The organism is Streptomyces sp. CB03238 (genome assembly GCF_002099185.1).
Taxonomy (GTDB): domain Bacteria; phylum Actinomycetota; class Actinomycetes; order Streptomycetales; family Streptomycetaceae; genus Streptomyces.
The window spans coordinates 584,679-611,143 of the sequence record NZ_NBCN01000001.1 but is presented as its reverse complement, the minus strand read 5'-3'; the positions used below and the strand labels follow the sequence as shown (position 1 = coordinate 611,143).

Annotated in this window: 23 protein-coding genes; 12 read left to right on the top strand and 11 right to left on the bottom strand. The window is 68.6% G+C overall.

The window, feature by feature from the left end; all coding sequences use genetic code 11:
• Window positions 1–26 precede the first annotated feature (26 nt).
• The 3 genes from BKD26_RS02770 to BKD26_RS02760 are packed head-to-tail and all read right to left on the bottom strand — an operon-like array spanning window position 27 to window position 1,472.
• Window positions 27–464 carry a DUF6093 family protein gene (locus BKD26_RS02770; RefSeq protein WP_084895266.1) on the bottom strand — a complete coding sequence of 146 codons (438 nt, stop codon included), beginning with the start codon at window positions 462–464 and terminating at the stop codon, window positions 27–29.
• Window positions 454–831, bottom strand: a complete 378-nt coding sequence (locus tag BKD26_RS02765) for a hypothetical protein (protein WP_084895264.1) — start codon at window positions 829–831, stop codon at window positions 454–456. Before BKD26_RS02765 ends, BKD26_RS02770 begins: the two co-directional genes overlap by 11 nt.
• 53 nt (window positions 832–884) lie before the next feature.
• Entirely contained in the window at window positions 885–1,472 is a 588-nt protein-coding gene (locus tag BKD26_RS02760; protein ID WP_084895262.1) for an NUDIX hydrolase, read from the bottom strand.
• 341 nt (window positions 1,473–1,813) lie between these two features.
• Here BKD26_RS02760 and BKD26_RS02755 point away from each other — a divergent pair, with 341 nt between their 5' ends.
• The 6 genes from BKD26_RS02755 (at window position 1,814) to BKD26_RS02720 (ending at window position 12,859) form a co-directional block, all read left to right on the top strand.
• A complete protein-coding gene (locus tag BKD26_RS02755; RefSeq protein ID WP_241518514.1) occupies window positions 1,814–2,587 on the top strand; it encodes a TnsA-like heteromeric transposase endonuclease subunit in 774 nt (257 codons plus the stop codon).
• Window positions 2,581–4,866 (top strand): transposase, encoded by a 2,286-nt coding sequence (locus tag BKD26_RS02750; RefSeq protein WP_084895257.1) that lies wholly within the window; start codon window positions 2,581–2,583, stop codon window positions 4,864–4,866. The genes BKD26_RS02755 and BKD26_RS02750 overlap by 7 nt, the downstream gene beginning before the upstream one ends.
• Window positions 4,863–6,134 (top strand): AAA family ATPase, encoded by a 1,272-nt coding sequence (locus tag BKD26_RS02745; protein ID WP_241518513.1) that lies wholly within the window; start codon window positions 4,863–4,865, stop codon window positions 6,132–6,134. Before BKD26_RS02750 ends, BKD26_RS02745 begins: the two co-directional genes overlap by 4 nt.
• The gene (locus tag BKD26_RS02740; RefSeq protein ID WP_084895255.1) at window positions 6,134–8,059 is read left to right on the top strand and encodes a TniQ family protein; all 1,926 of its coding nucleotides are present in this window, start codon (window positions 6,134–6,136) and stop codon (window positions 8,057–8,059) included. The genes BKD26_RS02745 and BKD26_RS02740 overlap by 1 nt, the downstream gene beginning before the upstream one ends.
• Window positions 8,060–8,792: 733 nt before the next feature.
• Entirely contained in the window at window positions 8,793–10,400 is a 1,608-nt protein-coding gene (locus BKD26_RS02730; protein WP_241518512.1) for an alpha/beta hydrolase, read from the top strand.
• 980 nt (window positions 10,401–11,380) lie between these two features.
• On the top strand, window positions 11,381–12,859 hold the full coding sequence (locus BKD26_RS02720) for an MFS transporter (protein WP_084895249.1): 1,479 nt from the start codon (window positions 11,381–11,383) through the stop codon (window positions 12,857–12,859).
• A 224-nt stretch (window positions 12,860–13,083) separates the two neighbouring features.
• Here the strand turns inward: BKD26_RS02720 and fxlM are convergent, their stop codons facing one another.
• Genes fxlM through BKD26_RS02705 form a run of 3 tightly spaced genes read right to left on the bottom strand, consistent with a single transcriptional unit; the run spans window position 13,084 to window position 16,314 of the window.
• The gene (fxlM, locus tag BKD26_RS02715) at window positions 13,084–14,391 is read right to left on the bottom strand and encodes a methyltransferase, FxLD system (RefSeq protein ID WP_107417728.1); all 1,308 of its coding nucleotides are present in this window, start codon (window positions 14,389–14,391) and stop codon (window positions 13,084–13,086) included.
• Window positions 14,378–15,217 (bottom strand): endonuclease/exonuclease/phosphatase family protein, encoded by an 840-nt coding sequence (locus BKD26_RS02710; RefSeq protein WP_241518511.1) that lies wholly within the window; start codon window positions 15,215–15,217, stop codon window positions 14,378–14,380. Before BKD26_RS02710 ends, fxlM begins: the two co-directional genes overlap by 14 nt.
• Window positions 15,214–16,314 (bottom strand): aldo/keto reductase, encoded by a 1,101-nt coding sequence (locus BKD26_RS02705; RefSeq protein ID WP_084895247.1) that lies wholly within the window; start codon window positions 16,312–16,314, stop codon window positions 15,214–15,216. The genes BKD26_RS02710 and BKD26_RS02705 overlap by 4 nt, the downstream gene beginning before the upstream one ends.
• A gap of 74 nt (window positions 16,315–16,388) precedes the next feature.
• Between BKD26_RS02705 and BKD26_RS02700 the strand changes: the two genes are divergently transcribed.
• Window positions 16,389–17,009 carry a hypothetical protein gene (locus BKD26_RS02700; RefSeq protein ID WP_084895245.1) on the top strand — a complete coding sequence of 207 codons (621 nt, stop codon included), beginning with the start codon at window positions 16,389–16,391 and terminating at the stop codon, window positions 17,007–17,009.
• Between the two features lie 61 nt (window positions 17,010–17,070).
• Here BKD26_RS02700 and BKD26_RS02695 read toward each other — a convergent pair whose 3' ends face one another.
• Window positions 17,071–19,230 carry a radical SAM protein gene (locus BKD26_RS02695; RefSeq protein WP_241518510.1) on the bottom strand — a complete coding sequence of 720 codons (2,160 nt, stop codon included), beginning with the start codon at window positions 19,228–19,230 and terminating at the stop codon, window positions 17,071–17,073.
• 70 nt (window positions 19,231–19,300) lie between these two features.
• Between BKD26_RS02695 and BKD26_RS02690 the strand changes: the two genes are divergently transcribed.
• Window positions 19,301–19,564, top strand: a complete 264-nt coding sequence (locus BKD26_RS02690) for a hypothetical protein (protein ID WP_084895243.1) — start codon at window positions 19,301–19,303, stop codon at window positions 19,562–19,564.
• Here the strand turns inward: BKD26_RS02690 and BKD26_RS02685 are convergent.
• From BKD26_RS02685 to BKD26_RS02670, 4 genes are all read right to left on the bottom strand, one after another.
• Entirely contained in the window at window positions 19,561–20,139 is a 579-nt protein-coding gene (locus BKD26_RS02685; RefSeq protein WP_084895241.1) for a hypothetical protein, read from the bottom strand. The genes BKD26_RS02690 and BKD26_RS02685 overlap by 4 nt on opposite strands.
• 323 nt (window positions 20,140–20,462) lie before the next feature.
• A complete protein-coding gene (locus BKD26_RS02680; protein ID WP_084895239.1) occupies window positions 20,463–21,164 on the bottom strand; it encodes a hypothetical protein in 702 nt (233 codons plus the stop codon).
• Window positions 21,161–21,559 (bottom strand): DUF6415 family natural product biosynthesis protein, encoded by a 399-nt coding sequence (locus BKD26_RS02675; protein ID WP_241518509.1) that lies wholly within the window; start codon window positions 21,557–21,559, stop codon window positions 21,161–21,163. Before BKD26_RS02675 ends, BKD26_RS02680 begins: the two co-directional genes overlap by 4 nt.
• The gene (locus BKD26_RS02670; RefSeq protein ID WP_241518508.1) at window positions 21,559–21,939 is read right to left on the bottom strand and encodes an ATP-binding protein; all 381 of its coding nucleotides are present in this window, start codon (window positions 21,937–21,939) and stop codon (window positions 21,559–21,561) included. Before BKD26_RS02670 ends, BKD26_RS02675 begins: the two co-directional genes overlap by 1 nt.
• A 335-nt stretch (window positions 21,940–22,274) precedes the next feature.
• Between BKD26_RS02670 and BKD26_RS02665 the strand changes: the two genes are divergently transcribed.
• The 4 genes from BKD26_RS02665 (at window position 22,275) to BKD26_RS02650 (ending at window position 26,431) form a co-directional block, all read left to right on the top strand.
• Window positions 22,275–23,624, top strand: a complete 1,350-nt coding sequence (locus BKD26_RS02665) for a hypothetical protein (RefSeq protein ID WP_241518506.1) — start codon at window positions 22,275–22,277, stop codon at window positions 23,622–23,624.
• 24 nt (window positions 23,625–23,648) lie between these two features.
• Window positions 23,649–24,215 (top strand): GNAT family protein, encoded by a 567-nt coding sequence (locus BKD26_RS02660; protein WP_084895235.1) that lies wholly within the window; start codon window positions 23,649–23,651, stop codon window positions 24,213–24,215.
• A gap of 402 nt (window positions 24,216–24,617) precedes the next feature.
• Window positions 24,618–25,895: an XRE family transcriptional regulator gene (locus BKD26_RS02655; RefSeq protein ID WP_241518504.1), complete on the top strand. Its 1,278-nt coding sequence runs from the start codon at window positions 24,618–24,620 to the stop codon at window positions 25,893–25,895.
• On the top strand, window positions 25,892–26,431 hold the full coding sequence (locus tag BKD26_RS02650; RefSeq protein ID WP_179166378.1) for a GNAT family N-acetyltransferase: 540 nt from the start codon (window positions 25,892–25,894) through the stop codon (window positions 26,429–26,431). Before BKD26_RS02655 ends, BKD26_RS02650 begins: the two co-directional genes overlap by 4 nt.
• The last annotated feature ends 34 nt before the right edge of the window (window positions 26,432–26,465 follow it).

The following is a 26,465-nucleotide window of genomic DNA, read 5'->3' as shown; positions in this document are numbered from 1 at the left end:
CTCGCCGGTTACGCAGGCGACTTGACTCAGTCATTGAGAATCACCTGCACCCTGACAATGCGCACCACGGTGTAGGTGCCCACCGCTTCGTCGGAGACGCGGAACCGACGGCCCACCAACTGCGGATCGCGAGGACCGCCGGGGCGCACGGAACCGGCAACCCGGATCACGTCGTCGCGCCGCAACACCGGGGTGTCGACCGGCAACACGGCCTGATAGTCGGTGACCGCCGGCTCGACGGCGACAGACCCGCCGACGGGCTGGGTGATGGCCGGGCGGCCGATCGGCATCACCGCACCAAGGCCGTCCCAGACCAGCTCATCGTCCGGCGCGGGCGGCACGAGCCGGCCCGTGGTCTCGTCCAGCACGTCATCCGTACGGCCTGCGCTGCCCCGCCACACCTCCAGCTTGTCGTCCAGGATGCGGCCAACAACCCGGCGCGCACCCTCGACATCAAAGGCCACGAGCCCACTCCCCAAGCTGGGTGAGCATCGCCTTCGTCAGCGAGTACGGCTCGGTGCCGAGGTCCGGCCGTGCCAGCGCGGCGCGTTCCAGGGCCTCCGGGTCGATCGCGTCCAGGAAGATGGCTGCCACTGGCCCCGGGTCGGGCGTGTCGGCAATCGCGACGCGGGCCATCCCCGACCACTGGCTGTCGCCGCGGTCGGCAACGTGCAGCAGAATCTCCGGCCGCTCCCCGGCGAAATGACTGACGGTGTACGCCTTGACGGCCCTCGGGTCTATCCGTGTGCCGTCGATCTCGATGTCGGCCTTACCGCCCTGCGCGCTGATCTCCACGCGCCGGGCGGCAGCCGTGTCGTTCGTCTGATCCATTCAGCCGACGCTAGGAGGGCTGTCGGACAGCTCCAGCGATCCTCACTGGCGCGCTAAGGCTCTCGGACAGCGGCTTCCTGTGGAGCGGTGAGGCGGCCGGAGCGTATGGCCTCCGCGAAGAGAAGAATCCCGAGCGCCCCACCTGCCAACGTGATGGTGCCGTCCGAAGCTGCGGTGACCGCGTCCTCGAGGTCCCACCACTCCACTGTCATACCGGTCTCGGCGCCGCTCAGTTTCCGCTGTCCCGTGGTGAGGTTCCCGAAGGTCGCGAAGAGGTGCAGCTGCACCGTGGAGCGATTCAGAAGGCGTGTCACCGCGAGGGGCACGAGACGATCCGCAGTGACGCCCGCTTCCTCTTCAAGCTCCCTCAGTGCCGCCGCCTCCGGGGCTTCGTCCGGCTCGATCGTTCCGCCGGGCAGGTTGAGGGTGTCGCCGTGAAGGTAGTGCCAGACACGAACGAGTGCGATCTTTCCGTCCTGTCGTCGCGCGACGACCGCGGCGCCGTGGCCGATCTCCTGGTACTCGAAGATGGCCCGGCTTCCATCGGGTCGTGTGACGTCGTCTCGGTGGATGCAGAAGTTCTGTGTTCGGACGGGCTCAAGACTTTGATGGCGGGTCCAGCCGCCTTCTGTCTGCACCATTGTTGCGACTGCCTTCGGTAGATGTCACTGGGAAGGCCCTCTGAACTGGTCTTGTGCCAGCTTGCCTTGGCGCGACCGCATCCGGATTGCAGAGTCTTTTTGTCATCTGCGTACAAGGGCGATGCTCCGACGGGGCCATTGCGGGTGCCTTGGATCTTCGGAAACGAGACCCCGGCGTGGATCTTGGACGTATGTTCGTCCCCATGTGATCAGTTCGCGACGGAGAGCGAGGAGACGTGGTCTCGACTTTATCTGGCGGGTCCAGTTCCACGGGGAGAGTTGAGCGGACCGGCCTATGGTCTGACGCCTGCGGCCTGGGCGACCTCGCGCGCCTGCACCAGGTGCACGAGACCTACAGCGAGGCCCTAAAGCTCGGCGCGGGTTGGAGCGACCGCTGGACTGCCACCTGGCGCATGGGCCGGACGCCGGTCACCTGCTCGGTGCGGAACCTCGCTGAGGTCGAGGTGTTCCGAAGCCAGCCGGTACGCCGTTTCACCTGGCGGACAGGCCAGTGGCACCGGCCGGGCCTGGAGTACCTGGTCAGCACTGACCGGCACCATGGCTTCGAGAGCTTCGAGGAGGAGCTGCTGCTCCTGATGGCCGACTTCGCGGCTGACCTCGTGGAGGCGCTTGCACAACCGTTTCGCCTGGACTTCTTGACCACGGACGGGATGGTCAAGCACACCCCGGACTTCCTGCTGCTGACCGCGTCGGGGCCGTGGCTGGTCGATGTCCGACCGGCGGAACGCATCAAGCCGGAAGACGAGGTGAAGTTCGCCGCGTCGGCCGAGGCGGCACTGGCGGCCGGCTGGAACTACAGCGTGGTGACCGGCTGGCGGAAGCACATCGTGAGCATCGTCGACAGTCTCTCGGCAGGTCGGCGCGACCTGACGGATGAACTGGACGTTCAGGAAGAGATGTTGCAGGCAGCGGCCTTGGGCCCTCTCCCGTTCGGCGAGCTGGTTGAGCAGTGCAGCTATTCGGTGATCGCCCGGGCTCACGCGCTGCATCTGCTGTGGCACCGCCGGCTGGGCGTCGACCTGTCCGCCCCGCTGGCCGACTCGAGCCTGGTCCGCCTGGCGGCCGGCAACCGTCGACGCGGAGGCGAATGGTGACGACGCCGACCGCGACCGCCTGGGAGCTGTCCCCGGGGAACGAGCTGATCGTCGGTGGCGATGAGTGGACGGTGGAGAGGTTCGAGCCGCAGGTGGGCAAGGTGGTCCTCGTGCGGTCCGAGGGTCCTGCCTGGCACACCTCTGTACGGCAGCTGATGCATCATCCCGGTTGTCGGCCGTCCACCCGGACTCGTAGGGATCTGCCGGCCGCGAGCCGAGGGCGGCAGCCGAAGGCGATGTCCGACCTGCCGCCCGAAAAACAGCAGTTGACTCTGCTGCGATTGGCGCACCTGAACGAGGTGGGAACCGGCTACCGCAGCGGCGACCCGCTGCTGGCAGCGCCGGGTGAACCGCGCCCGCAGTACGACCCTGACGCCACGACGTTGACACAGCGCAGGCAGGCCAAGGCGGAGGAACTGCGCCGGGCCGCGGCGGAGAACCCCGAGGAGGCCGCCGCACTCGGCCTGAAACAGGCCGGCTACCGGACGCTGATCCGCTGGGACATGGACCGCCGCCGGTTCGGACCGGTGGGTGTCGCCGACGACCGGTGGCTTCGCGAGGCGACCGGGCGCCGGATCTCACCGAACGTGCGGGAGGCGCTGTTCGCGGTCCGCGCGGAGACGCTGCACCGCTCCAAGCTCAGCGCGAAGGACCGCGAGCGCCTGATCCATCAGTACGTCCGGGAGACGTTCGGGCCGGACGAGCCCGTCCCCAGTTACCAGACGCTGCGGGTGGTGTGGCAGGAGTGGTTCGGCTCCACGGGGGCGCGGCAGCGGTATGTGCGCTCGGCCGCCCGCGCCCAGGAAGTGGCCACCGGCAAGCACGTCGTGGTGCACCGCCCGGGCCAGGTGGTGGCTCTCGACACCACGATTCTGCCCGTCAAGGTCCGCGAGGACGTCTTCGGTGAACCCGTATCTGTTCACCTGACGCTGGCCTTGGACGTGTACACGCATTCGATCGTGGCGTTCCGGCTCACCCTGGTCTCGGACACCTCTGTCGACGTGGCCATGGTCCTGCGCGACGTGATGATGCCGCTGCCGATGCGGCCGGACTGGGGCGAGGAGATGGAGTGGGCCTACCCGGGCGTCCCGGCGACGCTGGTGGCCGAGTTCGCAGGGCACAAGACTGCGGGCCTGCCGTTCTTCGCCCCCGAGACCGTCACCACCGACCACGGATCGGTGTACAAGAACCATCACCTGATCGAGGTCCAGCGGGTGATCGGGGCGAACATACGCCCGGCCCGGGTTCTCCGCCCGACCGACAAGCAGGCCGTGGAGCGGGCCTTCGGCGCCATCCAGTCCCTGCTGTTCCGGATCCTTCCGGGCTATCAGGGGGTGGACGCCGCGGACCGCGGCGTGGACCCGGAGGGCGATGCGGTTGTGACCGTCGCCGAGATGGAGCACGTGATCGCCACCTGGATCGTCCGGGTGTGGCAGAACAGGCGATTCGGGTCGTACGCGCCGAGCTGGGACCCCGGTGGTGACCACAGCCCGAACAGCCTGTTCGCGGCGTCGATGGCCCAGGGCGGCTTCGCCCTGCAGATCCCCCGCCCTGAGCTGTACTACCAGCTGCTGCCGGCCCACCGGGTGATGATCCACGGCAAGCGCGGCGTGAAGATCAAGAACCTCTGGTACAACGGCGACGCGCTGGACGAGTACCGCTTCATGCCCTCGCGCCGCGGCGGCGTGGCCAAGAACAGGTACGTCTTCCCCCGCGACCCCCGCGACCCGCGCTTCGTGTTCTTCCAGGACCCGCGTACCCATGACTGGCACACCCTGCGCTGGACGGGCCTGCCCCGCGAGGGTGAGATCCCCGCGTTCAGCGACGCACGGGTGCGCGAGGCGATGCGCGAAGTCCGCGTCCGCGGTCTGGCCCCGAAGTCCGACGCGGAACTGCTGCCGCTGCTGCTGGAGCTGATCGGCGGCAACGTCCCCGTCGAGCAGTGGCCGACCCGGCTGACCAAGAGCCAGCGCATCGAGCATGCGCGCGAGATGGCCCAGGTGGCGGCTGCGGCGGCCGACCGCCCGCCCGGTGCCACCGAAGCCGTTGCCGACGAGCGGGCGCGAGCCGAGGAAGGAGAAAACGTCGTGCCGCTGCGATGGCGGGAGCGAGCCCAGCAGGGGCAGGCAGCGGTGGACGACGAGCGTCGCCGCCGACGGGAGAAGGCGGTGCCCGAGCGCCCCGCCCCGCCTCCGGCGCTCGGGCAGCGGCTGCGTGAACGCAGCCTGCTGGCTCTGCCGGACGAAGACGAGCGCGAGGACATCGAGGGGGGACTGTGAGCGCAACCGGAAGTACGCCGCCGTGGGCGGGCGCGGCCTCATTCCTGCCGGAGCCGCCGCTGGACCGCACCCGGTACGCCAGCTGGCAGCGGTGGCGGACGACCCGCGGCAGCTTCATCCCCGCCCCCGTGATGTCGGCCGGCAAGTACGCCCGGATGACCCCGCGGCAGCGGCGAATCTACGACCTGCATCGCCTGGCGACCCACAGCAGCCTGCCAGTCCAGGCCACTCCGATGAGCGAGGACGTGGCGTGGCTGGTGCGCACCCGGATCGAGGACGGAGCCTTCAGCCACAAGGCGAGCACCCGTACCGGGGTGATGGTCAACGGCGGCGGCGCCCAGGGCAAGACCGAGACCGTCTGCGAGGCAGTGGCCGCCTTCGAGGACGAGTGGCTGGAGCTGAATCAGCAGATCAACCCGGGCGCGATGCCCGGCACACGCGACCTCCACGCCCCGGTGGCGTACGTACGCTGCCCGGTCAAGGCCACCCCGATCTCCACCTGCCAGCGCATCCTGGACTTCTACGGCGAGGACTACAAGGGGATGCGGCTGGAGGATCTGGTCCGCACGGTGAACGCCGCGATCCTCGACCATGCCACCAAGGCGCTGGTCATCGACGACATCACGCGGCTCAAGCTCCACCGTGAGGCGGACCAGGACGTGCTGGACCTGATACGCGAGATGATGAGCATGCCGGTGACCTTGATCCTGGTCGGGGTCGGCATCCCCACCTCCGGGCTGCTGCGGGACGGCCGGCGCGACCCCGTCACCAAGCAGTGGGTCTTCCCACCGGTCAGGGACCGGGGCCGCAGCCCCAACGCCCATGCCGCCACCCAGCATGAACGACGCTTCGAGCTGATCGACCTCGACCCCTTCGGGTACGACACGCCGGAGCAGATCGCTGCCTGGACGGCCCACCTCAGAGGGCTGGAGGGCTGTCTTCGCCTGTTGAACGATCCCGACGGCATGCTCACCGCGGGCGACATGCCCGAGTACCTGTTCCGCCGTACGAACGGTGTGGTCGGCCTGCTGGAGAAACTCATCCAGACCGGCTGCCGCCACGCCATCGAGACCAAGGCGGAGCAGCTGACGATCGATCTGCTCCAGAGGTGCACGGTCAGTCCCACCGACCTGCCTGACCTGGACGCCGAGTCGGGCGAGCAGCCTTCCATCCCGGAGGTGCCCGCCTCGAAGAAGAGGAAGCGGCCGGGCCGCAACAGCGTCTTCGACGACGACGGCCCGGCGGCCGGAATCGCGGGAGGCGCGTGATGACACCGCCCCCGCTCGCGCGCAGTCTCGCCCCACTGCCGGAAGAGTCGCTGCCCGGCTTCCTCCTGCGGCTTGCTCACCGCCTGGGCAGGTCGCCCGGCCGGATCGCCACCTTGTGCGGGCTGTCCGCGTACGAGCGCCGGCCACCGGCCTACCACCTGATCGGCCTGCCCGACGACGTCGCTACCACGTTCGCCGCCGCCACGCGGCTGTCCCGAGCCGAAGCCAACGACCTCACCCTCCGCCGTTACGGGAGCACCTACCCGCCGCTGGCGAACGCCCAGGTCCACTCCAAGATCAACACGGTTGCTCTGCGGGAGTACTGGGCCTTCAACGCCAGCAGCCGGTACTGCCCCGAGTGCCTGAGCGGTAACCGCAGCCCCGTCCAGTCCGCCTTCGGCGGGCCCTGGAAGCTGAGCTGGCACCTGCCGGTGGTCTTCGCCTGCCCCCTGCATCACCGCCTTTTGGAAGTGGTCTGCCCGAGATGCGGAAACGTGCTGGGCGGAGCGTCGCAGAACCGAGGCAGCCTGGTCCGGGAACCACAGCGCGACGACCTCCACCCCCTGCAGTGCCGCAACCCGACGTCGGAGCAACGCGCTGCCGGGAAACGCAGGGACGTCTGCGGGGCCCGGCTGGACGCGGCTCCTCAGGTCAGCGGAAGCCACCTGTCCGCAGCGGAGCGAGCCCGCCTGATCGGCTTGCAGGAACGCCTGAATCGGCGACTCGTGCCAGACCCTGCCGAACCCGCTGCGGGCGAGCCGGGTGACCCCTTCCCTGATCTCATCCTCGCCGCTCAGCTGATCAAGCTCAGCTGGCCTGCCGGCGCCGAATTCTCGCCCACGCACGCGACAGCCGCTCCCATCGACGCCCACGCCGCACCGATCACCGCGATCCTGGATGGCCCCTTGGCCACCACCAGCAAGTACCTGCGGATGGCGGACTTGCGGCCAGCCCCGAGTGACCCCGCAACCTGTGGAGCCCTCCTCCTTGCTGCTGACACTCTCCTCGGTGATCGCGAGCCGTCGTCGCTGCGTGAACGTGTCCAGCCACTGATGCAGGCGGCCTATGAGCGAGCTCCGAAGCGCGCCTACCAGATTCTGCGGGGCACGGAGGTTTCCGCGTCCCTGGCCCGCTCCCTGGTCCGGCGGCGTCGCATCTTCCACGCCGGCGGCGGCAGCCGCGGAGGCGGTCACCTGCGCGTTCCTTCACGGGACTGTGGCTTCAGCCCCGAGGAGGTGCCGCAGTTGCTGCCGCAAGCCTGGTTCGACGACCATCTCGCTCACCTTATCGACCACATGCCGCAGGTCAACATCGGAACCGTGCGTCACCTGCGGCAAGCCGCATCCTTGAAGCTGATGGAGATGACCGCCGGCGGCACCTGGGCCCGATGCGCCGAGACACTCGGCATGCCGCGCGGCGTAGCCGGCGGGACGCTCGACGTACTCGACAGGGCGGTGCCCAGCAACCTATGGGAGGAGTTCGAAGCCGGCGTCGAACGGATCGCCGCCGAGCTCGACACCAGCCCCAACCGGGTCAACTACGCACGCCGACGTCGCGTCATGGCCACCTGGCGGATGCCGCCGCGCGTTTGGCCCGAGCTGTGCAGCGGGATACCCAAGCTCGGCCGTCTGGCGCGGCAAGAGCCTGACTTTGCCACGGTTCTCGTCTGGGTTGAGGTCACCCAGTCCGAGCATCTCAACTGCCCTCTTCTTGCGCTTCCCAGCCAGGACCGGAGGCTGCTGGTCGACCAGGTTGCCCAGTTCCTCACCCCGGCCAACCAGAAGGCCGGACGCCTTGAGCTCCGCCGCCGGCTCGACCTGTATGCCGCCCATCTCGCCGCGCAATGCGACTCCGCGGCCCCCGATACCTCCGAGCTGAACAGTTCGGCCGCTACATCTGACCGGAGCACCGCCGACGGGATATGAGAAGCGGCGGACGCCCGGCGTAACTCGCCCGCGCCCGCTTGTCAGTGGCTCTCCGTGAACGGCTGGGCATGATCGAGCTACGCCGGCGCATAGCGGGTGGTGTCGTGGCAGCTCAGAGTAGCGGCCCGGACCGTGTGTCAGTGGTCCCTGGCAGACTCGAAACCATGATTCCGAGGTCGAGATTCACACCGCTCCCGAACGAACAGGGGGAGCGCATCGAGCCCCTCCTCCCGCCGGCCGAGAGCCGTACGGGGCGAGCGGCCGGGGGCTTCGACGTGACTGCGGGCGGGCATTGAGATGGCCGATTTCAAAGATGAACTGTCGCCGGAGCTCATCGGGCGTCTCGCGGGTGACCTCGCGGGTGCCTCGGCCTCGTTCGACCGGACGGCGTTCGAGCAGAAGGCGGGCACCGGTATCGGTGAGCTGGAGCTGAAGGCCCGTATCGACCAGATCGCCCGTGCCCTCGCTGCGACGATGCCGACGTCCCCCGAGGAGGCCAGCCGGGTGATCCGTGGTGCCCTCGACAGCGGGGGCCTCACGGGGTGGGCTTCCAAGCGCCCGACGGCACCCCGGAGGGCTGTGCGGCCCTCTTGGTTGTCATCCCTGTGGACGAGGAATCGAGACGTACCTCTCCTTAAGAATGATGTGAGGGTGGTGTTTCGGTTCGTACCATGTCCGGGCCGCTGACATGCCCCGCGGCGATGCTCGCGTTCGGACTCTGGAGCCATCACCCTTGTTCACCCATGCCAAGCGGCATCGCCGCGCTGTCGTCCTGGCCGTGGCGGCGGCCCTCGCCGCCACTTCGTTGAGCGGCTGTACGCAGAACACCTCCGAAACGCCCGCCGATGATCCCGCCGCCCGCGCCGACCTGCGCGCGTTCTACCACCAAAAGCCCCGGTGGAAGGCTTGCGGCGAGGAGGAGTGCGCCACGCTGAAGGTCCCCATGGACTACTCGGCGCCCGGCAACGGCAAGACCTTCACCCTCCCCCTCATACGGGCCGCCGCAACCGACACCGCCCGCCGCAGCGGGTCGCTGGTCGTCAATCCCGGCGGCCCCGGGGAGTCCGGGGTCGCCCTGCTCCAGGACGGCGGAGCCAAGTCGTTCAGCAAGCGAATACGGGCCCGCTTCGACATCGTCGGGTTCGACCCGCGCGGTGTGGCTGGCAGTAAACCCGCCGTCGACTGCGGTCCCGAGGGCGAGGAGGAGGTCGACGACGGAGCGCCGCAGCCGCTGCACCCCACAACGGCCGCGCAGCGCCAAGCCGCCCTGGCCGAAGCCGAGAGCACGGTCGCGGCCTGCAAAAAGCACAGCGGCCCGATCCTGCCGCACGTGGGAACGGCCGACGCCGCCCGCGACATGGACGTGCTGCGCGCCGCGCTCGGCGATACCAAGCTGACCTATTTCGGCTGGTCCTACGGGACGTATCTGGGCACCACCTACGGCGAGCTGTTCCCCTGGCGGGTACGCGCGATGGTGCTCGACGGGGCCATCGACCCCTCGCTCAACTGGGTCGAGCGGGCCCGCAGCCAGGCCGTCGGCTTCCGCGCAGCGGTCGACGACTACGCCGAGTACTGCGCCGACGTGGTGGGCAACGCCTGCCCCGCCGACACCCCTGACGGCATTCGTGAGCTGATCGACGGTCTGTACGCGCAAACCGAACAGGAGCCGCTGCCGGTCGACGACGCCGAATGGGGGCTGGACACGGCGGCCCTGCACAGCGCCATCGTCACCTCCATGTACACCCCCGAGGAGCAGTGGGAGGCCCTGTCCCAAGCCCTGAGCGAGGCGGCCGAGGGTGATGGAACACGGCTCGACCAGATCGCCGCCGGCGAAGAGGACACCGAGGAGGGCAACGCCGAGGAGGACGGGGACACCGGCCAGGACGAGGACACCGGCAGCGGCAACGAGCAGGAGGAGGAGAGCCATCCCGACAACTCCGACGTGGCCATCACCGCCGTCGACTGCCTTGACATACCCCACCCCAAGGACCCCCAGGCGTACTGGAAGGCCCTCGACCAAGCCCACCGCGCCGAGGGCGACTTCGGGTCCGAGAGCGTGATCGCCGAACTCGGCTGCAAGGGCTGGCCGCACCGCGGGCCAGGCCCGCACCGGGTCAGTGTCGACGGTCTCCCCCCGGTCCTGGTGGTGGGCACCACCGGCGACCCCTCCACGCCCTATCACGAGGCACAGAGCCTGGCCCGACAGCTACCTAAGGGCATGCTGCTGACTTACGAGGAACTCGGACACACCGCCTACGGGCGCGGCAGCAGCTGCGTGGACAACGCCGTGGACAGCTACCTCATCGACCTCAAGCCGGTCAAGGCGGGCGCGACCTGCTGACGCCCGGGCCCCCCGCCACACTCCGCGTGCCGGGCACGCACGCCCCACACCCGGGGTTCGCCGCGCGGGCGGCGGCGACGAAGGCGCGCGTGTTCTCGGCCGTCTGGCCGCTGTCGGTGTAGAAACCGAGGTCGATCAGGCCGAGGGAGACCAGCAGTCGGTGCCCGGCCCCTCCGGCGCGGCCACCGGCGCCGTGCGGCTCGCGCCCCAAACCCCGCGCTGACTCACCCGGGTGCGAGACGCCGACCAGTTCGAGAGCAGCGATAATCGCCTGGACCGCGCGTTCGGTGATCCGGCAGACGGCGGCGAGGGCACGCAGCCGCTGATCCCTCGCGCCCAGCAGCCTCCCGCTCCGTCCCCTCGAGCGGCACGTACCCGGTGGGAAACGCCAGATATCCTAGATCTTCGAGCAGCGCGGTCGCGGCATCGGCGAACAGAAGAGGCAAGATCGGACTGGGCAGTTTCCGGCTGACCCCGACCTACGCGTTCCTTCACCGTCCATCTGGCGTGCACGCAGATGCAGCGACGGGGAAGAAAGGACAATCGGTGTCCAGTGACGCCGCAGTCTGCGGATTGACGCTTCACTTTGTGGCGGATCTTGCGGGCTGAAGAGCTACGTTGCGGGGCCGAGGGCTTGGGCGGGTTGCGGCGGGGGGTAGGTAGGTTACCGCCTTGCATGGACGCCGGAGGGGCGTTTACCCTGCTTGAGTTCCGCCTGTGCCCACTCCGGGGCCCGGCGCTGTGTTTCGAGGTGACGACTTATCTCCCAGGCCAAGTAGCCGTCCGCAGTTCCCCACGTTCTGATCGTGTGAACGTGTCCGGGGGCGGACGTCGCGCTGGCCTGAGTTGCGTCACCCACCCCCGCATTTCCTTGTCTTTTTCCGGGTGCAGCTCTGCTGTCTGCCCCGGGTTTCGTGTTTTCCGGCCCCGGTGCGGCTGACGGCAGGGCTCCCCGACTCCGTGAATCAGGAGCCCCCGCAGTGCCTTCCTCCGCGCTCGACGATGAGCCGCAGCACACCACCGAGCCCTCAGACCACCCCACGCCCGGACTGTCGAAGATGGGCCTGGCTGCCTGGATTGCCCTCCTGGTGCTGCTGGGCGCCGAGCTGATGGACATGATCGACCAGTCGGTCGTCCTGACCGCCCTGCCCGCGATCCAGGAGTCGACCGGCGCCGGGCCGGACGCGGTGCAGTGGCTGACCACCGGCTATTCCCTGCCCATCGCTGTCGGGCTGATCACCGGCGGGCGCCTCGGCGACCTCTACGGCCGGCGAAAGATCCTCCTGATTGGCACCGTCGTGTTCACCACGGCCTCGCTGCTGTGCGGCCTCGCTGCCGGGCCGGGCGTGCTGATCGGCGCCCGCGCCCTCCAGGGCGTGGGCGTGGCCATCATGATCCCGCAGATCCTGGCCACCCTCCACGTCACCTTCGAGGGGCAGAACCGCAGCAAGGTGTTCGGTCTGTACGGGGCCGTCATGTCGCTCGCCAATGTCCTGGGCCCGGTGATGGGCGGTCTGCTCACCGAGGCCGACCTGTTCGGGCTGTCCTGGCGGCCGATCTTCCTGGTCAACGTGCCCGTCGGCCTCGCCGTGCTCCTCCTGGGACGCCGGTTCATCCCCGAGTCGAGCGTGAAGAAGGCTGCCCGGCCGGACCTGACCGGCATGCTGCTGTCCGCCTTGGCCGTCGTTCTGATCGTCTTCCCGCTCAGCGAGGGGCACCTCCATCACTGGCCGTTGTGGTGCTTCGCCATGCTCGCCGCCGGTCTCCTTGCGCTGGGGGTCTTCATGCGCCACCAGCAGCGCAAGCAGAACAAGGCACCCCTCGTGCCCCTGTCCCTCTTCCGGGGTCGGCAGTTCTCCGGCGGCACTGCCGCGCAGCTGATGCACGGCCTGCTGTGCGGGCTGTTCTTCATGACCTGGACGCTCTACCTCCAGCACGGGCTGGGCATGAGCCCCTTCCACGCGGCCCTGGCCTTCGTGCTGCTCTCCCTGGGAGAGCTGGCCGGCGCGACGATCGCGGCGAAGAGCGGCGGGCGCTTCGCCCGTCGCCTTCCCCAGGCCGGAGCCCTCATTGCGGCCGCTTCGATGGCCGCCTACGGACTCCAGGCCGCCGCAGCCCAGGCAGACCTGACCCTGCTGGCGATGACCGCTCCGGTGGTACTGATCGGCTTCGGCCTCGGCATGGTCAGCGGCCCGCTGGCCGACCTGTCGCTGGCCCGCGTCCCGCACGAGGACGCCGGAGCCGCCTCTGGGCTGTTCAACACCGCCATCCACCTGGGCATCGCCCTCGGCACCGCGCTGACCGCCCTGGTGTTCTTCACCACCACCGGCGGCTCGCCGGACCCCGGACTCAACCGCGACGCGTTCATCACCGTGCTGTGGTGGGTCGGCAGCCTTCTCACGCTGATGTGGGCCCTGATGTTCTTCCTGCCCAAGCGCACGAAGAACCGAGCCGGCTAAGCCGGTTCCCCAAGGCGGCGGCACTTCCCGGTGCCGCCGCCTCTCCCCGTACACCTCACACAGCCACGAGGGCCCACCCAGCGGCGCAGCCTTCAGATGCATCGGACAGTGGGCTCCAGACTAGTCACTGAACGACGTTGGCGATCTTGGTGACAGTTGTCAGTGTTATGTGTCAACTAGAGACGTCAGTCGCAATTGTTCCCCCTGGTGTGGATATCCCGTACTCACTGCCACTCGATGACGACCCGGTTGAGGGCGTTGTCAAAGGCGAAGCGGCCAGGCTGTCGATCGAGTGGATCGCTGTCGAGGGGCTGAATCTCGAACTGGACCTCACGGTCGCGGTACCCGCTGTCCCAGGTACGCATCTCCGCGACGGCACGCTGAACCAGTTCATCGGCGCCGAGGCCATGCCCGATGACGCCGATTTCGTAGAGCTGGCGGCCGTCTTGGTCCTTCTCTGCCTGCCGATTGACCAGGTAGCCGATGGCACCCTTGCCGACCACGGCCATGTACTGGAACCGCGGTCGGACGAGCCCTCGCTCGACTGCCGGAGCATCGGGCTCAAAGCGGCTCAAAGCGTTGTCCATAGTGCACGCGAGCCACAGCCACATCCACTCCCAGGACTCTCGGCCTCGGAACGTCACCCCCGACCATGACTCATATGCCGGCTGGTCAAGCACGCCGAGCAGAGCTTCCGAGTCGGCTGCCTGCTCCTCGTTGATCTGGACGCGGACGGAGCCGTCGGCGGTCAGGGACACCATGCGCCGTGGATCATCAGCGATGCCCTGACGCAGTGGCACGAACGTGTTCAACTGGCTGCTGACGCTGCGCCAGGCCCCTCCTTGTCGCTCGTACGCGATCGAGCGGCACACGCTGCCGCGTAGCCGCTGAGCTACGACCAGCCGACCTCCAGGCGCGAGCTGGCCCATCCATGCATGGGGAATGCCGTGCGCGCCGACCGTGGCAATGATCCGGTCGTAGGGCGCGCCCTGGGAGTGTCCGAGCGCACCGTCGCCGAGCAGGACGTCGACGTTCTCGATCCCGGCAGCCGAGAGGTGGGCGCGGGCCCCGTCCACGAGATCTTGGTCGACGTCGATGGTGGTGACGTGGCCGGTCTCTCCGACGATGTGGCCCAGCAGTCCGGCGTTGTACCCGGTGCCGGCCCCCAGCTCCAGCACCGTGTGTCCGGGCTGGGCTTGGAGCTGGTCCAGCATGAGGGCGACGATATCGGGCTGTGAGGCGCAGCTGATGGATGCTCCGTCGCTGTCGTACTTGATGTGGACTGTCGCGTTGGCGTAGGCGTCTTCGAGTGATGCTTCGGGCACGAACAGGTGGCGGGGCACGGCCCGCATCGCGGTCTCGACTGAAGGCGTGCGGGCGTACCCGGACTCACGGACGTTGTCGACAAGAGCATCGCGAAGCCGTTCGGCTGCGGCATCGGAGGCAGAAATCGTGTCGGTGCTCACCGCGCTGACGCTATCGGCCTCCGTTGTGGCGTCGGTGGGCGACGCGATGTTGTCACTCGATCCCATGACTACCTCCTTCGATCGTCAAGGTGAGCGTCATTGCCGCGTGGTCGGTCAGCGCGGCTGCTCTCGGCGCATGCTCGTAAGCGCACGCGGTGATCTGCGGCGCGTGCGCCGTGGTGGTGAAGATGTGATCGAACCGGAACCCGTTCCCTGATCGGCCGAACCAGGAGTGATCGACGGTGTCAGGGTGCAGGTGGCGGTAGGCATCGGTGAACCCGGCCGCGGCGAACGACTTGTAGAAGGCGTACTCCCACTGGCCGAAGACCGAGTGCGGCGGCATATGGTTGGGCTCGATGACGTTGAGGTCACCGGCGACGATGACGGGCGTCTCGGGGAAGAGCGCGGACAGGTCAGGAAGGACTGCGGCAACGGCGTTCTGGAAGTCGCGCTTGTCCTCGTTGCGGCGCTCGCGGGGCCCGCGGGAGGGGACGTACAGGCCGAGGAGCACGATGGGCTGGCCCCCGATGGTGACCGACGCGGCGGGAGCGCGGTGGGGCAGGCAGCTGACGCCGCTGTCGACCGGGTGTAGCTCCGCGGAGCGGGAGGCGAGCACGGTGTAGTAGTCGCCGGGTGACTCAGGGGCGATCACGCTGGAGTACCCGTACTCGCCCAGCGCCTCTACGAGCGCGCTGCCGCCAGGTCCGGAGCTGACCTCGGTGAGGACAGCAAAGTCAGCAGACTCTTGAGTGCTGATCCACTCGGCTTGCCGGTACGCACGGCCGGGGGATGCGTGCTGGGTGTTGAACAGCAGGAGCCGGGCGTGTGTGGTCGACGCGGCGTGCTTCGGGGCCTGCGGCTCCAGGAGGGAGAGCTGCGTGGCGTCGGTCACTGGGCTTGGTCCTTCTCGTCCAGGAAGACCTCCCCGGCAGCGTCGAGCTGCTGTTGGAGGCGGCCGGCGGCGGCGCGGACGAAGTCGATGTCCTCGGCGGTCAGCGGCTCACCGACACAGGTGAGGTTCTGGGCGACCTGGTCCGGGCCGGTGAAGCCGACGAGGACGGCGGCGTTCTCCGCGTGTTGGAGACAGTAGTGCAGGAAGACGCGGGTCAGGTCCGCGGTGCTGGAGCCGAACCGCTCGCGCAGCGGGTTCAAGCCGTCGTCGATGATCTGAAGCGCCTTGGGGGTGAACCACGCCTTGCGGAGGCGGTGGTCGCCCTCGTCGAAGGTGGGTGGCCGGGCCGGGTCGTACTTGCCGGTGAGCAGGCCCTGGGCGAGGGGCTTGTTGATTAGGACGCTGGCGCCGCGTTCGGCGGCGAAGGAGAAGATGTCCCCCTGTCCGTCGGGTGGGGGCGGGGTGAGCGCGTTGTAGCGGACGGCCAGGTAGTCGGGGCGGATCACGTCGGCCAGGTAGCGGAAGCGCGCGTGCTTGTCCTTGCGCTGTTCCTTGGGGACGTTGACGCGTTCGGTGGCGAAGCGGTGCGGTCCTCGCATGCCGATCGTCGTGATCAGGCCCTCGCGCTGGAAGGTGCGCATCTGCTCGACTGCCCGGTCAAGGTATCGGTCATCTGCTCCGAACTCGGCGTTGTGCAGGAAGTACACGTCGAGGTGATCGGTGCGCAGGTTTTCCAGCGTGGTCTCCAGCTGATGCCGCATGTGCGTGGGCTCGTAGGCGTGGGTGGCGGTGCCGGTGAAGTAGCCCACCTTGGAGGACAGCACCACGCTGGCGCGCGGGACGGTGGCGACGAACTGTCCGATGAGGCGTTCGGAGTGGCCGTGCCCGTACACGTCCGCGGTGTCGAACAGGTTCGCACCGAGGCTGTAGGCGGTCTCCAGGCCGCGCAGGGAGGCGGCATCATCGGCGGTGGACCAGCCCATGGGCAGGCCGAGGTTGCTGTCCGGGCCGCCGATGGCCCAGCAGCCGATGCCGACGGGGTGGACCCTGAGCCCTCCCGTCAGCGTGCGGTACGACAGGCTGCTCTTCTCACTCATCCCGCTTCCTCTCCTGTGTGCATTTCCTGTCAAACCCCCGCGAACTGCGTGGGGTTGTGGCTACGGTGGCGTGCGTGACGAACCCACACACCGAACTGGATCTGAGCGCCATCACCGCCAAGAAGTGGGCCGACCCGGCCGACTTCCCCGCCGACGAGTTCCAACGCGCCACCGCCTTCTACGAGGCAATGCGTGCCCATGACGATCACCTGCTCAAGGTCCGCGCCGAGGCGTCCGACCTCATCAAGCAGTGGACCGGTCGGGTGCCGCGCGACGTCGGCTCTTTCGGGACCCGCTTGAACCTGGAGACCTCCGATCTGGACCTGGGCATCGGCTTTCCCGTGGACCAGCGGGACGAGCTGATGCATGCGCTCGTGGACGAGGGCCGGGCGACGTTCCTGGGCGAGCGCAAGACGTCCTTCTCCACGACCCGGGTCGTGTTCTCCTTCCACGTCGCCGGCATCGAGATCGACCTGAGCGCGCTGACCGAGGAGGACTTCGCGGTCGCATGCCGGATGCTCGACCAGATAGACGCCGAGATGACCCGCCCGGAGCGCATCGCCCACACCTGGGTCAAGCACCTGCTGCGCGAGAGCGGCCGTCTGGAGGAGTACGCCGCGTGGAAGCTCGTGACGTACGCCCGGTACTGCCCCGAGTTCAACTGGGTGCCCATTCCCGAGAAGGCCGACTCCTGACCGATCTCCTCGAGGGCGGCCCTCGGCGCACCACGCCGAGGACCGCCCTCTGTGCCGTGCTTCAGGTACCACAAGGATCCGCCGCGTTGATCAGGCGCCACTCCTTGCTGCCCGCCCACCGGCCGTGCTCGTGCTCCAGCGTGGCCGCGTGCTGCGCGGGCAGGGTACGGGCGACGTCAGCGACGGTCGCGGCCATGCGCTCGCGCAGCCCCTCGATCTCCTCGTCCAGCAGAGCCCGGATGCGCGCCTCCAGCACCTGCGCTCGACCGGGCAGGCGCGTGGCGGGCTCTTGCTCGGCCGCGGCGATCATGCCGCCCAGAACGGTGTAGGCCGCGTCCTTGAGGACGACCCGCGCACCGCGTACCTGGTGGCGTGGGTCGCCGTCCAGGATCTTCTCCAGCGACTTGAGGGTGTAATCCAGGGCGAAGTTCCGGTCGACCCACAGCTGAGCCCACTGGCTGCACACGCCGATCCGCCAGTCGGCGAACTCGGCGTCCTGCCGTCCCATGGAGGGACGGACCTGCCCGGCCAGGCCGGCGCGCTGTACCTGCTTGGTGTACGCGGCGCCGATCAGGCACTCCATGGAGACGAGCATGTACGAGATGCCGGTGTGGAACGCCCGGCCCGTGCCATGGGCCTCAACCCACTCGGGGTCGCGGACACCGTTGACGATCTCCTCGACCGGCACGTCCGGTTGCGGGCGCACCAGGAGATCGGTGCGGCCCTGGTAGGCGTACGTCGCCTTCAGCTCCTCGAAGCTCATCAGGTGGTCGAAGGTGATGTACGTGAAGCGGGTCGGCACGCCGAGTGCGGACAGGGTGCGGATCGCGAGCGCGTTCTGGTCGCCGCTGGTTTCCTTGTTGAACCGGTCGAGGATCGTGTCGACGCCGGACTCGACGCCGAACAGGCAGCGGCGCAACCCCTTGTTCACCAGGGAGCGCCACATGCTGGCGCGCTCGACGTGCCAGGCGAAGTCGCGGTCGGGGTGGGTGACTTGGTCGATGCGACAGCTCGTCTCCCACATGAACCCGGCGCCGTGCAGCACGTCGGCCATGTGCAGGGCCCGAGCGACGGCGTCCGGGCCACGGCCGATGAACTCCTCGTCGACGAGGTACAGCGTGCGGGAGATGTCCGGATACCGGTCGAACACGGCGCCGATGCTGTCCAGAATCCAGCCGAAGTCGCCGGGGGTACCGCCCGCCCACTGCCCCTTATGCCCGCGGGGGCAGAAGGAGCAGAAGTTCGTACAGCCACGGGACGCTTCGAGTTGCGCGACGCCGTGGTGCTCGAACGTGGCGGGCAGCAGATCCAACTCCGGCAGGAAGTCGGTCTGAGCCCGGCTGACTGGCTTGGCCGTGCGGCGACGGCCGATCGTCAGGGTTCCCTCGCCGCGAGCGGCACCGTTGTAGCCGATGCTGTGGACCTGGTCCCTGGCGAGGTCCCCGTGCCAGTGCGCGAGCAGGTCCTGGATGGTCGGTTCGCCAGCACCGCGGGCGATGAGCAGATCCGGGTAGCGGTCGAGGAGCAGCGCCTCGTTGCGGGCGGTGAGACTGCCTCCGGCGATGACGAGCGGAGGCTCGGCCAGCGCATAGGCCGCGTCGAGAAGTTCGGTCATGAGGTCGTGCTGCCCAAACGTGGAGCTGATGCCGAGGATGTCCGGGGTGTCGTCGGTGACGTGCTTGACCAGGTCGGGCAGATTGACGCCGAGCTGCATGTCGGCGAGCGTCACCTCGCCCATCAAGGAGGCGCGGGCGGCGCGGGCTACGTCGCTGATGCCGAGCGGGAAGCGGGGCAGGGGGAAGTACTCCGGGTGGTACAGAGCGGCAAGCAGAACGCGCGGACGCGACAGACGCTCGACGGCTTCGGGGCCGAGGTCAGCGAGGGACAACCACTCACCAGGCGACTCGAAGCAGATGTGCTCGCGGGCCCACGTGGGCCACGCGCGGGTCGAATGCGGCTGACCGGACAGGTCTGCAACGACCCACCGGCTGTCCGGGCGCTCTACGAGGACCAGGCGCCGGTCCAGCGTTCCTGTGACCCGGATCCGGCCGGCGTAAGGGGCGCAGTGCTGCTCCAGCCAGCTCCGGAGGAGGTTCGGGCTGATCAGCAGCGGCTCCACGGACGCCACGGCGTTGCCGCCGGGCAGGAGCGACGGGCTTACCCAACATAAGGCGTCGGCCAGGCGCTGGGCTTGGTGAGCGGTGGGTCGTTCGTCGGTCATGCGTCTCGCCCTTCGGTGCAGAGAGTGAATCTGGCAGGGAGCGGCGGCCAGGGGGCGCTAGCGTGAGGGGATGGAGCCGTTCATTGACGACGAGCGGGACGATCACGACTGCTGTTGGATCTGCCCTGCGCTGCGGCTCCCGGCCGGCCAGTTCGACGTCTTCGAGCGGCCGACGTCCGAGACCAGGTTCAATCCGGACGACGGCTTCCGTTATCTGCCGTGCGGGACGCCGGCGTGCGTGCACGCCGAGCGGGTGGGGCTCCCTCCGGGCCGGTACGGGTCGCGTGGGGAGCCCCTGCCGGACGGGATCACCCCTTCCGGCTCGGCGGGTTAGGCCGCCATGGACTCGAAGCGGAACGAGTGGGACAGGCCGTTGTCCCGGATGCCGATCCTCTGGTGCTCGACGTCCAGGAGCGCCAGGCGCCGATCCACCTCGCCCCTGTCGATCCAGTACCGGACGGGCGGCTCCGCACCGTACGCGGCGACGTAGCACCGGTGTGTGTAGCCGCCGGTCTCGTAGGTCAGCCGCTCCTGGTCGGTCTGGTGGATCACGTCGATGCACTGCCGGTCGGTGATGCGCTTGAGCATCTGGGGCTGGGCGAGCATCGCGTGGGTGACGTCATCGACGGGGTTGGGCAGCGCGATCTCGGCAGCCTTCTCGTCCTGGACGAGCTCGTACACCGCGGACTTCAGGACCAGAGCACGCAGGCCCTCGATGAACAGCGGCTCGCCGTCGCGCGTGATGTCCCACTCGGAGATGACGGCGAACCCGCTGTAGCAGGGCCAGTCCTTGTTGTACGTGAGGACCGCAGTCTTGAAGGCGTCGAACTCCGGGTCGGCCTCGAAGGCCGTGTGGATCCGGGCGGCGACTTCGCCGACCTGGATGGGGTCAGGCATGGTGACGCTCATGGTGCTCTCCTCTCTTCCGCCGTCTGCGCGGCGGTGGCCTGCTGTAGCGCGCGTGGGGAGAGGCCAGTGGGAGGGAGAGTCCTCTCCCCACGCGGCTCTTCCGGCACCGAGCCGTTCTCAGGTCCGGTGCCAGGCTGTGCACCGCCCGCCGATCGGGACCGTCACGCACCGATGGCGGGCGGGCGTTGGGTGGGCCGGCCGCCGCACCCCGCTAAGGGCGGCCGGGGCGCGCGAGGCGCCGCTTCCTCCTCGGGGGAGGTCTCGGGGCCTGCCGCGCACGGGCGCGGCGGTCCCAGGACCGGAGGAAGCCCCAGGTCAGGGGGTCATCTCCGCAACGGCATCGGACGGTCTCTCCCGTACGCCTCGCGGTCGGCTTCCTCTTCCAGGTCGACGACCGTGACGCCTCGCAGCTCACGCACGAGCTGCGAGGCCAGAAACCACGGGGTCAACCGTCGATTCCTGTACGGCAGCGGTGTGCATGCCGACTCGCCGTCGAACTCGACGGTCTCAGGCCGCCCGTCGGAGCCGGTTCGATAGAGCACCCCGATCACTCCGTACAGGCGGGGGACCCTGACCCGGAGTGCGACGGCTCCGGCGCGCACAAGGTGTCCGCACTGTTCGACGGCGGCTTTCGCGTGCTCCAGGCACAAGGGCGGCTGGGCTGTGAGGTGTCCTTCCCAACTGTCCGTCGGCCGGTCGTCCTGCTGAGTGGCCAGGAACAGGTAGCCCTGAGCGGTCCGGCTGGGCTGCTGCACGCATACCTGGCACCGCAGGTCCTCCATGCACTCCCGCTGCCGCGAAGGATGTACGTCCCGCCACCGTGGTCGCCCCGTGATCTCGTTGCCATAGCGGGACTGGGAGCAGCGCGCCCAGAGCACGCCTCGCTCGTCACGGTCCCCAGGACCCTCGTTCAGGTAGAACAAACCCTTGCCGCCCGGCCGCAGGCTCAGGTTCGACAGCGAGTCGGCTTCCTCGCCGTGGCGGGCGGTGATGTACGGCACGAGGCGGGTGGCTGCACTGTTCACGGGGCGGTGTCTCCCATCAGGTCGAGGATCGCGAGGATGGCGACGGCGAACCGTCGGAGGTGGCCCAGTGCGTCATCGGGGTGGGGATGCTCGGCGCTCAGGTAGATCAGGCGTCGCATCGCCTCGACCGGGTACGGCCGCACGAGATACGGAACGACCTCGACGATCTTGGTGGTCGTCTGCCGGAACCGCTTCGCGATGGACGTGACCTCGTGCGGGGCGGGTCGCGCGTACTCATCGAGTACAGCGTCCAGGTCGTCGTAGAGCTGCTCGTCGATCGCCTCGCTGGCGAGGGAGCGGCGCAGGGAGTAGAGGAGCGTGCCCAGCGTGTCGTGATCGACAGAGGTTCGCCGGGTCAGCAACTGTGCGGCCACGCCGGCCGTCACGGCCACCATCACGATCTCACTTCGGGAATCGCGAGGGAGCACCAGGTCATCGTCCCGTCGTCGCTGGTGCCCCACTCCTTCGCGATGGCATTGACAAGTTGCAGCCCACGGCCACTCTCGTCTGCCTGACCCGCATCACGCCGACGGGCCGGGATTGGCGATCCGTCGGTGACCTCGATGCGAAGTTCGTGGACGGCGCGCCGCATCCTCAGCCCCACCGGATTTCCCTCGGCGTGCTGAATGGCGTTGGTAACCAGCTCGGAGATGGCGAGCACAACGTCGTCGGTCAGCACGGTCAGGTGCCAGTGACGCAGATGGGCTGCCGCTATCCGTCTCATCTGCCCAACGCGGAACTCCGCCGGGAGGAAGTCGACCTCGAAGCCGCTCACGGCGACATGATCTGGGGCTGAGGTGTCCGGGGCCAGGGCCGTGGTGGGGGTCATCGGCGTTCTCCAGAGTCGAGGGCCGGGGCCGTCATCAAGCCCGCGGGCGTGCTCAGACCAGCACTCTCAGCGAGGGGCTGTACGAGCCTCGCAACGGCGGTGTTCCAGATCGACCCCCGTTGCGATCTCGGATCCGTGCCGGAATTGGACGGCGTCCCTCGGCTCTTCCTCGGAATCACCTCGGTTTCACTGACTACCGTCGTCAGCGGGCAAGTTGAGGGGGAAGCGGTTCTACCGTCAGACGTAGTGACGTGCTGGATGTACGGGATGAGGGGGGCGCCATGCGCACGCTGCTCCGGTACCTGCTCGATCAGCGGGAGTGGCGTGATCACGACGCCTTCCTGCCGTATTTCAGGCAGGCCGCCTGTGAGCTGGCGGACTTCGAGGGGAAGCCGTCGTTGGCCACCCTCGCTCCCGCGAAGGCCACCTTCGAGGCTTGGTACTACGGAAAACGCCAGCCGCAGCGTGACGCCCGCAGAGTGCTGGTGCGCATGTTCGGCTACAGCATCGAGCAGCTCTGGAGCGAGGTTCCTGCGGGAACCACCCCGGATCTCGTCCCGCTGTTCGGCACACCACAGACCCAAAGCCGTACCGAAGTCGGTATGGACCTGCACGAGATGAGAAGGACGGGCGCAATGGCCGCACGGCGCGCAATGGACTTCGCTCTGGGAGCGGAGCGCGAGCAACTGGGAGACGAGACCCTCGGCTTTCTCAGCGACGAGGTGAAGCGAATCGCCGAGGAGTACCCCCGGGTGCCCCTCTCGGAGGTCTGGGAGGACCTGGCGAAGGCCCAAGACGAGGCATTCCGGCTGCTGGAGAGCGGCCGGGCCCGCCCCTCGCAGTCGCGCGACCTCCACTTCATGGCGACGGTGCTGTCCTTCCTGATGGCGAAGGGCTCGCACGACATGGGCGACTCCAAGGTGGCCATGGCCCAGGCCCGAGCCGCCGGCTTCTGCGCGAGGCAGGCCGAGCACAAAGGGCTCATCGCCCTTGTCGACGGACTCAAGTCGCTCATCTCGTACTGGGCCAACAAGCCAGAGGACGCGCTTCATTACGCCCGGCACGGAGCAGCCGAGTGTCCCAACCTGCGTGGAACGGCGAGCGTGTGGCTTCCGGGCTTGGAGGCCCGGGCGGCGGCACTCCTGGGTGACGAGGAGACCGTCCGCTCGGCGAACCAGAGGGCGGAGTCCCTGCGGGAGCGGGTCGTTCCGGATGACCTCGATGCCCTTGGCGGCCTGCTGACGTACCCAGAGATCAAGCAGCTCTACTACACCGTCGAGGCCGAAGTGCTCCTGGGCCATGGAGACGCCCAGATCGCTGCACAGGCCGAGGAGGCAGTGCGCGGGTTCAGCAATCCCGACGACCCGGCCTGGGCTTTCGGTGACCAGGCAGGCTCGCACTGCAACCTGGCGCTCGTCCGTCTGTACGCCGGTGACCTGGACGGCGCCGCCGCTGCCATTCGGCCCGTCCTCGACCTCCCGCCCGCCCTTCGCAACAACGGCATCGTCGTCTCCGCCGAGCGCGTTCGCGCCGCCCTGGCCCGCGGCCCGGTGCGCGACGCGATCGTGGCACGCGACCTGCGGACGGAGATCGAGATGTACGAGCCGCCGCGACCGGCTCTTCCCCGCTAAGCCCCGCAGGTAGAGTCCTCCGGCATGTACCCGGTCAACCGTCGCAGCCAGCGCCTGGAACTCCGCGAGCTCGTCCCCGACGACGTGGATGCCGTCCTCGCCATCTACGGAAGCCCAGAGGCGACGGAACATCTGAGCTTTGAACCGCGCTCTCGCACACAGGTGGAGCAGATCGTCACACGATCGATCGCGTCGGCCACAGCCAACCCGCGAACCGAGTACGCGGTCGCGGTCGTCGAGAGGGACGGCAACCAACTGATCGGATTCGGCCGCCTGGCCATGGACCCTCACCAGCAGCGTGCGGCCACCTTCGGCTTCGCGCTGCGGCCCGAAGCCTGGGGCATGGGCTACGGCATCGAGACCGTCGAACTGCTGCTCGGCCTCGGCTTCGAAGACCTGGATCTCCACAGGGTCTGGGGCGCCCGCTCGCCGCACAACGAGGCGTCGGCGCGGACGATGCTGAAGGCCGGCATGGTCGAGGAGGGCCGCATCCGCGAGCACATCGAGAAGGGCGGGAAGTGGCGTGACTCCGTTGTCCACTCGATCCTCGAACACGAGTGGAGAAGCCGAACGCCCAAGATCAACAGGTGACGGTCCGCGATCGCAAGCACGGCTGACCCCAGGGCGCAGCGGCGCGAGGATGGCCATGGTCCCCTGGGGGCAGGCCAGTCGATCCCCGTCGACGCCAGCAAGGGCGAGCCCTGCCTCGTGGGGGTGGGCGGAGTTGGCGGCCTTCTCCTGCGCGGTTCCTGCTCTCGTCATCGTGGGGCCTTCTCGTTGTCTCGGTGCCCCGCCCTCTCCCCACGGGGGAAGGGGGAGAGGGTGAGGCCGTCAACGGCCGTCCGCGCAGCGGTGCGAGCGGCCATCAACCAGACAACCGCCGCCTTGAGCAAGGCACTTAGGACGATCAGCCGGTCTAATCGCGAAGCCGCCTAGGGTGATTTGACCAACCATTTACCTGACGGACGGGGACGGTGAGGCTACGGTGCGTGGATGGACACCACGCGCAATGCGGCTCTTGAGGCGTGGATGAAGGAGCATGGGCACAGCTCAAACAGCCTCGCAGAGGCCGTGAATACCGCTCTCGAAGACCTCACTGGCAAGCGCGGAGGCTTCGACGGTTCGTCCGTGAGGGACTGGAAGGCGGGTCGCGTTAAGTGGCCAAACTCGGCCACCCGCGCCGCCCTGGAACAGGTCACCGGACTGCCCGCGACGGCTCTAGGGTTCGTGCCACGGGGCCGGACTCCGTCCACCCCAGCCCCACAGCAGGAGGACCCCGACATGAAGCGCCGTACCCTTGTCGGCGGCATCGCTGCTGCCGCCGCAGCAGCAGCCGCCCCCGGAACCGCACCCCGCCGCATCGGCATGAGCGACGTCGACCGCCTACAGAAGCGGTTCGCCGAGATCATCGTCAGCGACCACCGACACGGCGGCCAACGCAGCATCGAGCAACGGGCCGCCGCGCTCGCCGACGAGGCACTGAACCTCCAGAACGCCGGGAGCGCCACCCAGCGCGTTCGCAGCAGCCTGTACGCGTGCGCGGCCTCCTTCCGCTCCTCGGCTATGTGGGCGGCGATCGATGGCCGCCGCTACGACGACGCCAAGGCACACATGCGCGAGGCACAGGCCCTGGCCGAGATGTCCACCGACCAGGCGATCAAATTCCGCATCTGGAGTCACGCAGGCACCATGTACCGGCACATGGGCCGTCCCGCCGATGCCCTCGCCGCAAACGATGTCGCCCGCAACCTCCACGTCACGCGCCGCGATCCCATGTTCGCGTCACTCGGCCTGGCCCGACAGGCGGCCATCCACGGCGCTGCACAGGACCGCACCGCTACCCGCCGCACCTTCGACCAGGCACAGGACGCCATGCAGCGCGCGGCCCCCGAGGACTACCGGCCGGTGTGGCTGCTCGCCTTCTACGACCAGGCCGAACTGGACTCCCTCGCGCTCTCTGCCTATCTCGCGCTCGGCGACTACCCGACGGCTGAGTTCCATGCCCACCGTTGCCTGTCCGTTCTGCGCCCCCACATGGCCCGGTCCCGAGCCATCACCACGACCCGGCTCGCACACGCCCAACTCGCCCAGGGCGACGCCGACGCTGCCACAGCCACCGCGATGAAGGTCCCCGCAGACGCCGCTACCCAACATGCCCGGGTCTCCCGCATGCTTCAGGAGTTCGGAGCTGCGCTGCGCGCCACCGCGCCAGGCAGCTCCACCGTGCAGACCTGGACCGAGCACACCGCCGCATGGAGGACCACCGTATGACCACGGCACCCGCCATCGAACTCCGCACATTCACCGACATCGAACCGGTGCGCGGCGACCTGATCGACGTCTACGCGGAGGTGCGCGCCCCGCTGCTCCACCTGCCGAACTACGCCGTGACCGCATTCGGTGAACGCCTGGACCGACACGGCACCGAGCCCGGTTTCGCGGCCGTCATGGCGTACGCGGACGGGCACCCGGTCGGATACGCCTACAGCAACACCATCGAGCACGGTGACCGGTATTGGCAGCGCACCACACCGCCGCCGGCGCAGGAGTACACCGAGCGTCCGGCCGTGGCCCTGAAGGAGATCGGGGTGCGCCCCGCGTGGCGCGGCACAGGGACCGCGCGGCGCATCCATGACGCCCTTCTCGCCACCCGCGACGAGCCCTTCGTCACGCTGATGGTCAACCCGGCGGCCGGTGATGGGAAGGTCCACGCGCTCTATAAGTCGTGGGGGTACGAGGACATCGGGCAGAGCCAGCCGTCGCCAGCCTCGCCGGTCCTCACGGTGATGATCCGCGCCACCCGCTGATCGGCGCCGTTATGGCCCGTCCCCTTCGCCGGGG

Coding starts and splice junctions, on each gene's coding strand:
- BKD26_RS02765 (WP_084895264.1), bottom strand. CDS start 831: ATGGATCAGACGAACGACACGGCTGCCGCCCGGCGCGTGGAGATCAGC.
- BKD26_RS02760 (WP_084895262.1), bottom strand. CDS start 1,472: ATGGTGCAGACAGAAGGCGGCTGGACCCGCCATCAAAGTCTTGAGCCC.
- BKD26_RS02750 (WP_084895257.1), top strand. CDS start 2,581: ATGGTGACGACGCCGACCGCGACCGCCTGGGAGCTGTCCCCGGGGAAC.
- BKD26_RS02740 (WP_084895255.1), top strand. CDS start 6,134: ATGACACCGCCCCCGCTCGCGCGCAGTCTCGCCCCACTGCCGGAAGAG.
- fxlM (WP_107417728.1), bottom strand. CDS start 14,391: ATGGGATCGAGTGACAACATCGCGTCGCCCACCGACGCCACAACGGAG.
- BKD26_RS02705 (WP_084895247.1), bottom strand. CDS start 16,314: ATGAGTGAGAAGAGCAGCCTGTCGTACCGCACGCTGACGGGAGGGCTC.
- BKD26_RS02695 (WP_241518510.1), bottom strand. CDS start 19,230: ATGACCGACGAACGACCCACCGCTCACCAAGCCCAGCGCCTGGCCGAC.
- BKD26_RS02690 (WP_084895243.1), top strand. CDS start 19,301: ATGGAGCCGTTCATTGACGACGAGCGGGACGATCACGACTGCTGTTGG.
- BKD26_RS02685 (WP_084895241.1), bottom strand. CDS start 20,139: ATGAGCGTCACCATGCCTGACCCCATCCAGGTCGGCGAAGTCGCCGCC.
- BKD26_RS02675 (WP_241518509.1), bottom strand. CDS start 21,559: ATGGTGGCCGTGACGGCCGGCGTGGCCGCACAGTTGCTGACCCGGCGA.
- BKD26_RS02665 (WP_241518506.1), top strand. CDS start 22,275: ATGCGCACGCTGCTCCGGTACCTGCTCGATCAGCGGGAGTGGCGTGAT.
- BKD26_RS02660 (WP_084895235.1), top strand. CDS start 23,649: ATGTACCCGGTCAACCGTCGCAGCCAGCGCCTGGAACTCCGCGAGCTC.
- BKD26_RS02655 (WP_241518504.1), top strand. CDS start 24,618: ATGGACACCACGCGCAATGCGGCTCTTGAGGCGTGGATGAAGGAGCAT.
- BKD26_RS02650 (WP_179166378.1), top strand. CDS start 25,892: ATGACCACGGCACCCGCCATCGAACTCCGCACATTCACCGACATCGAA.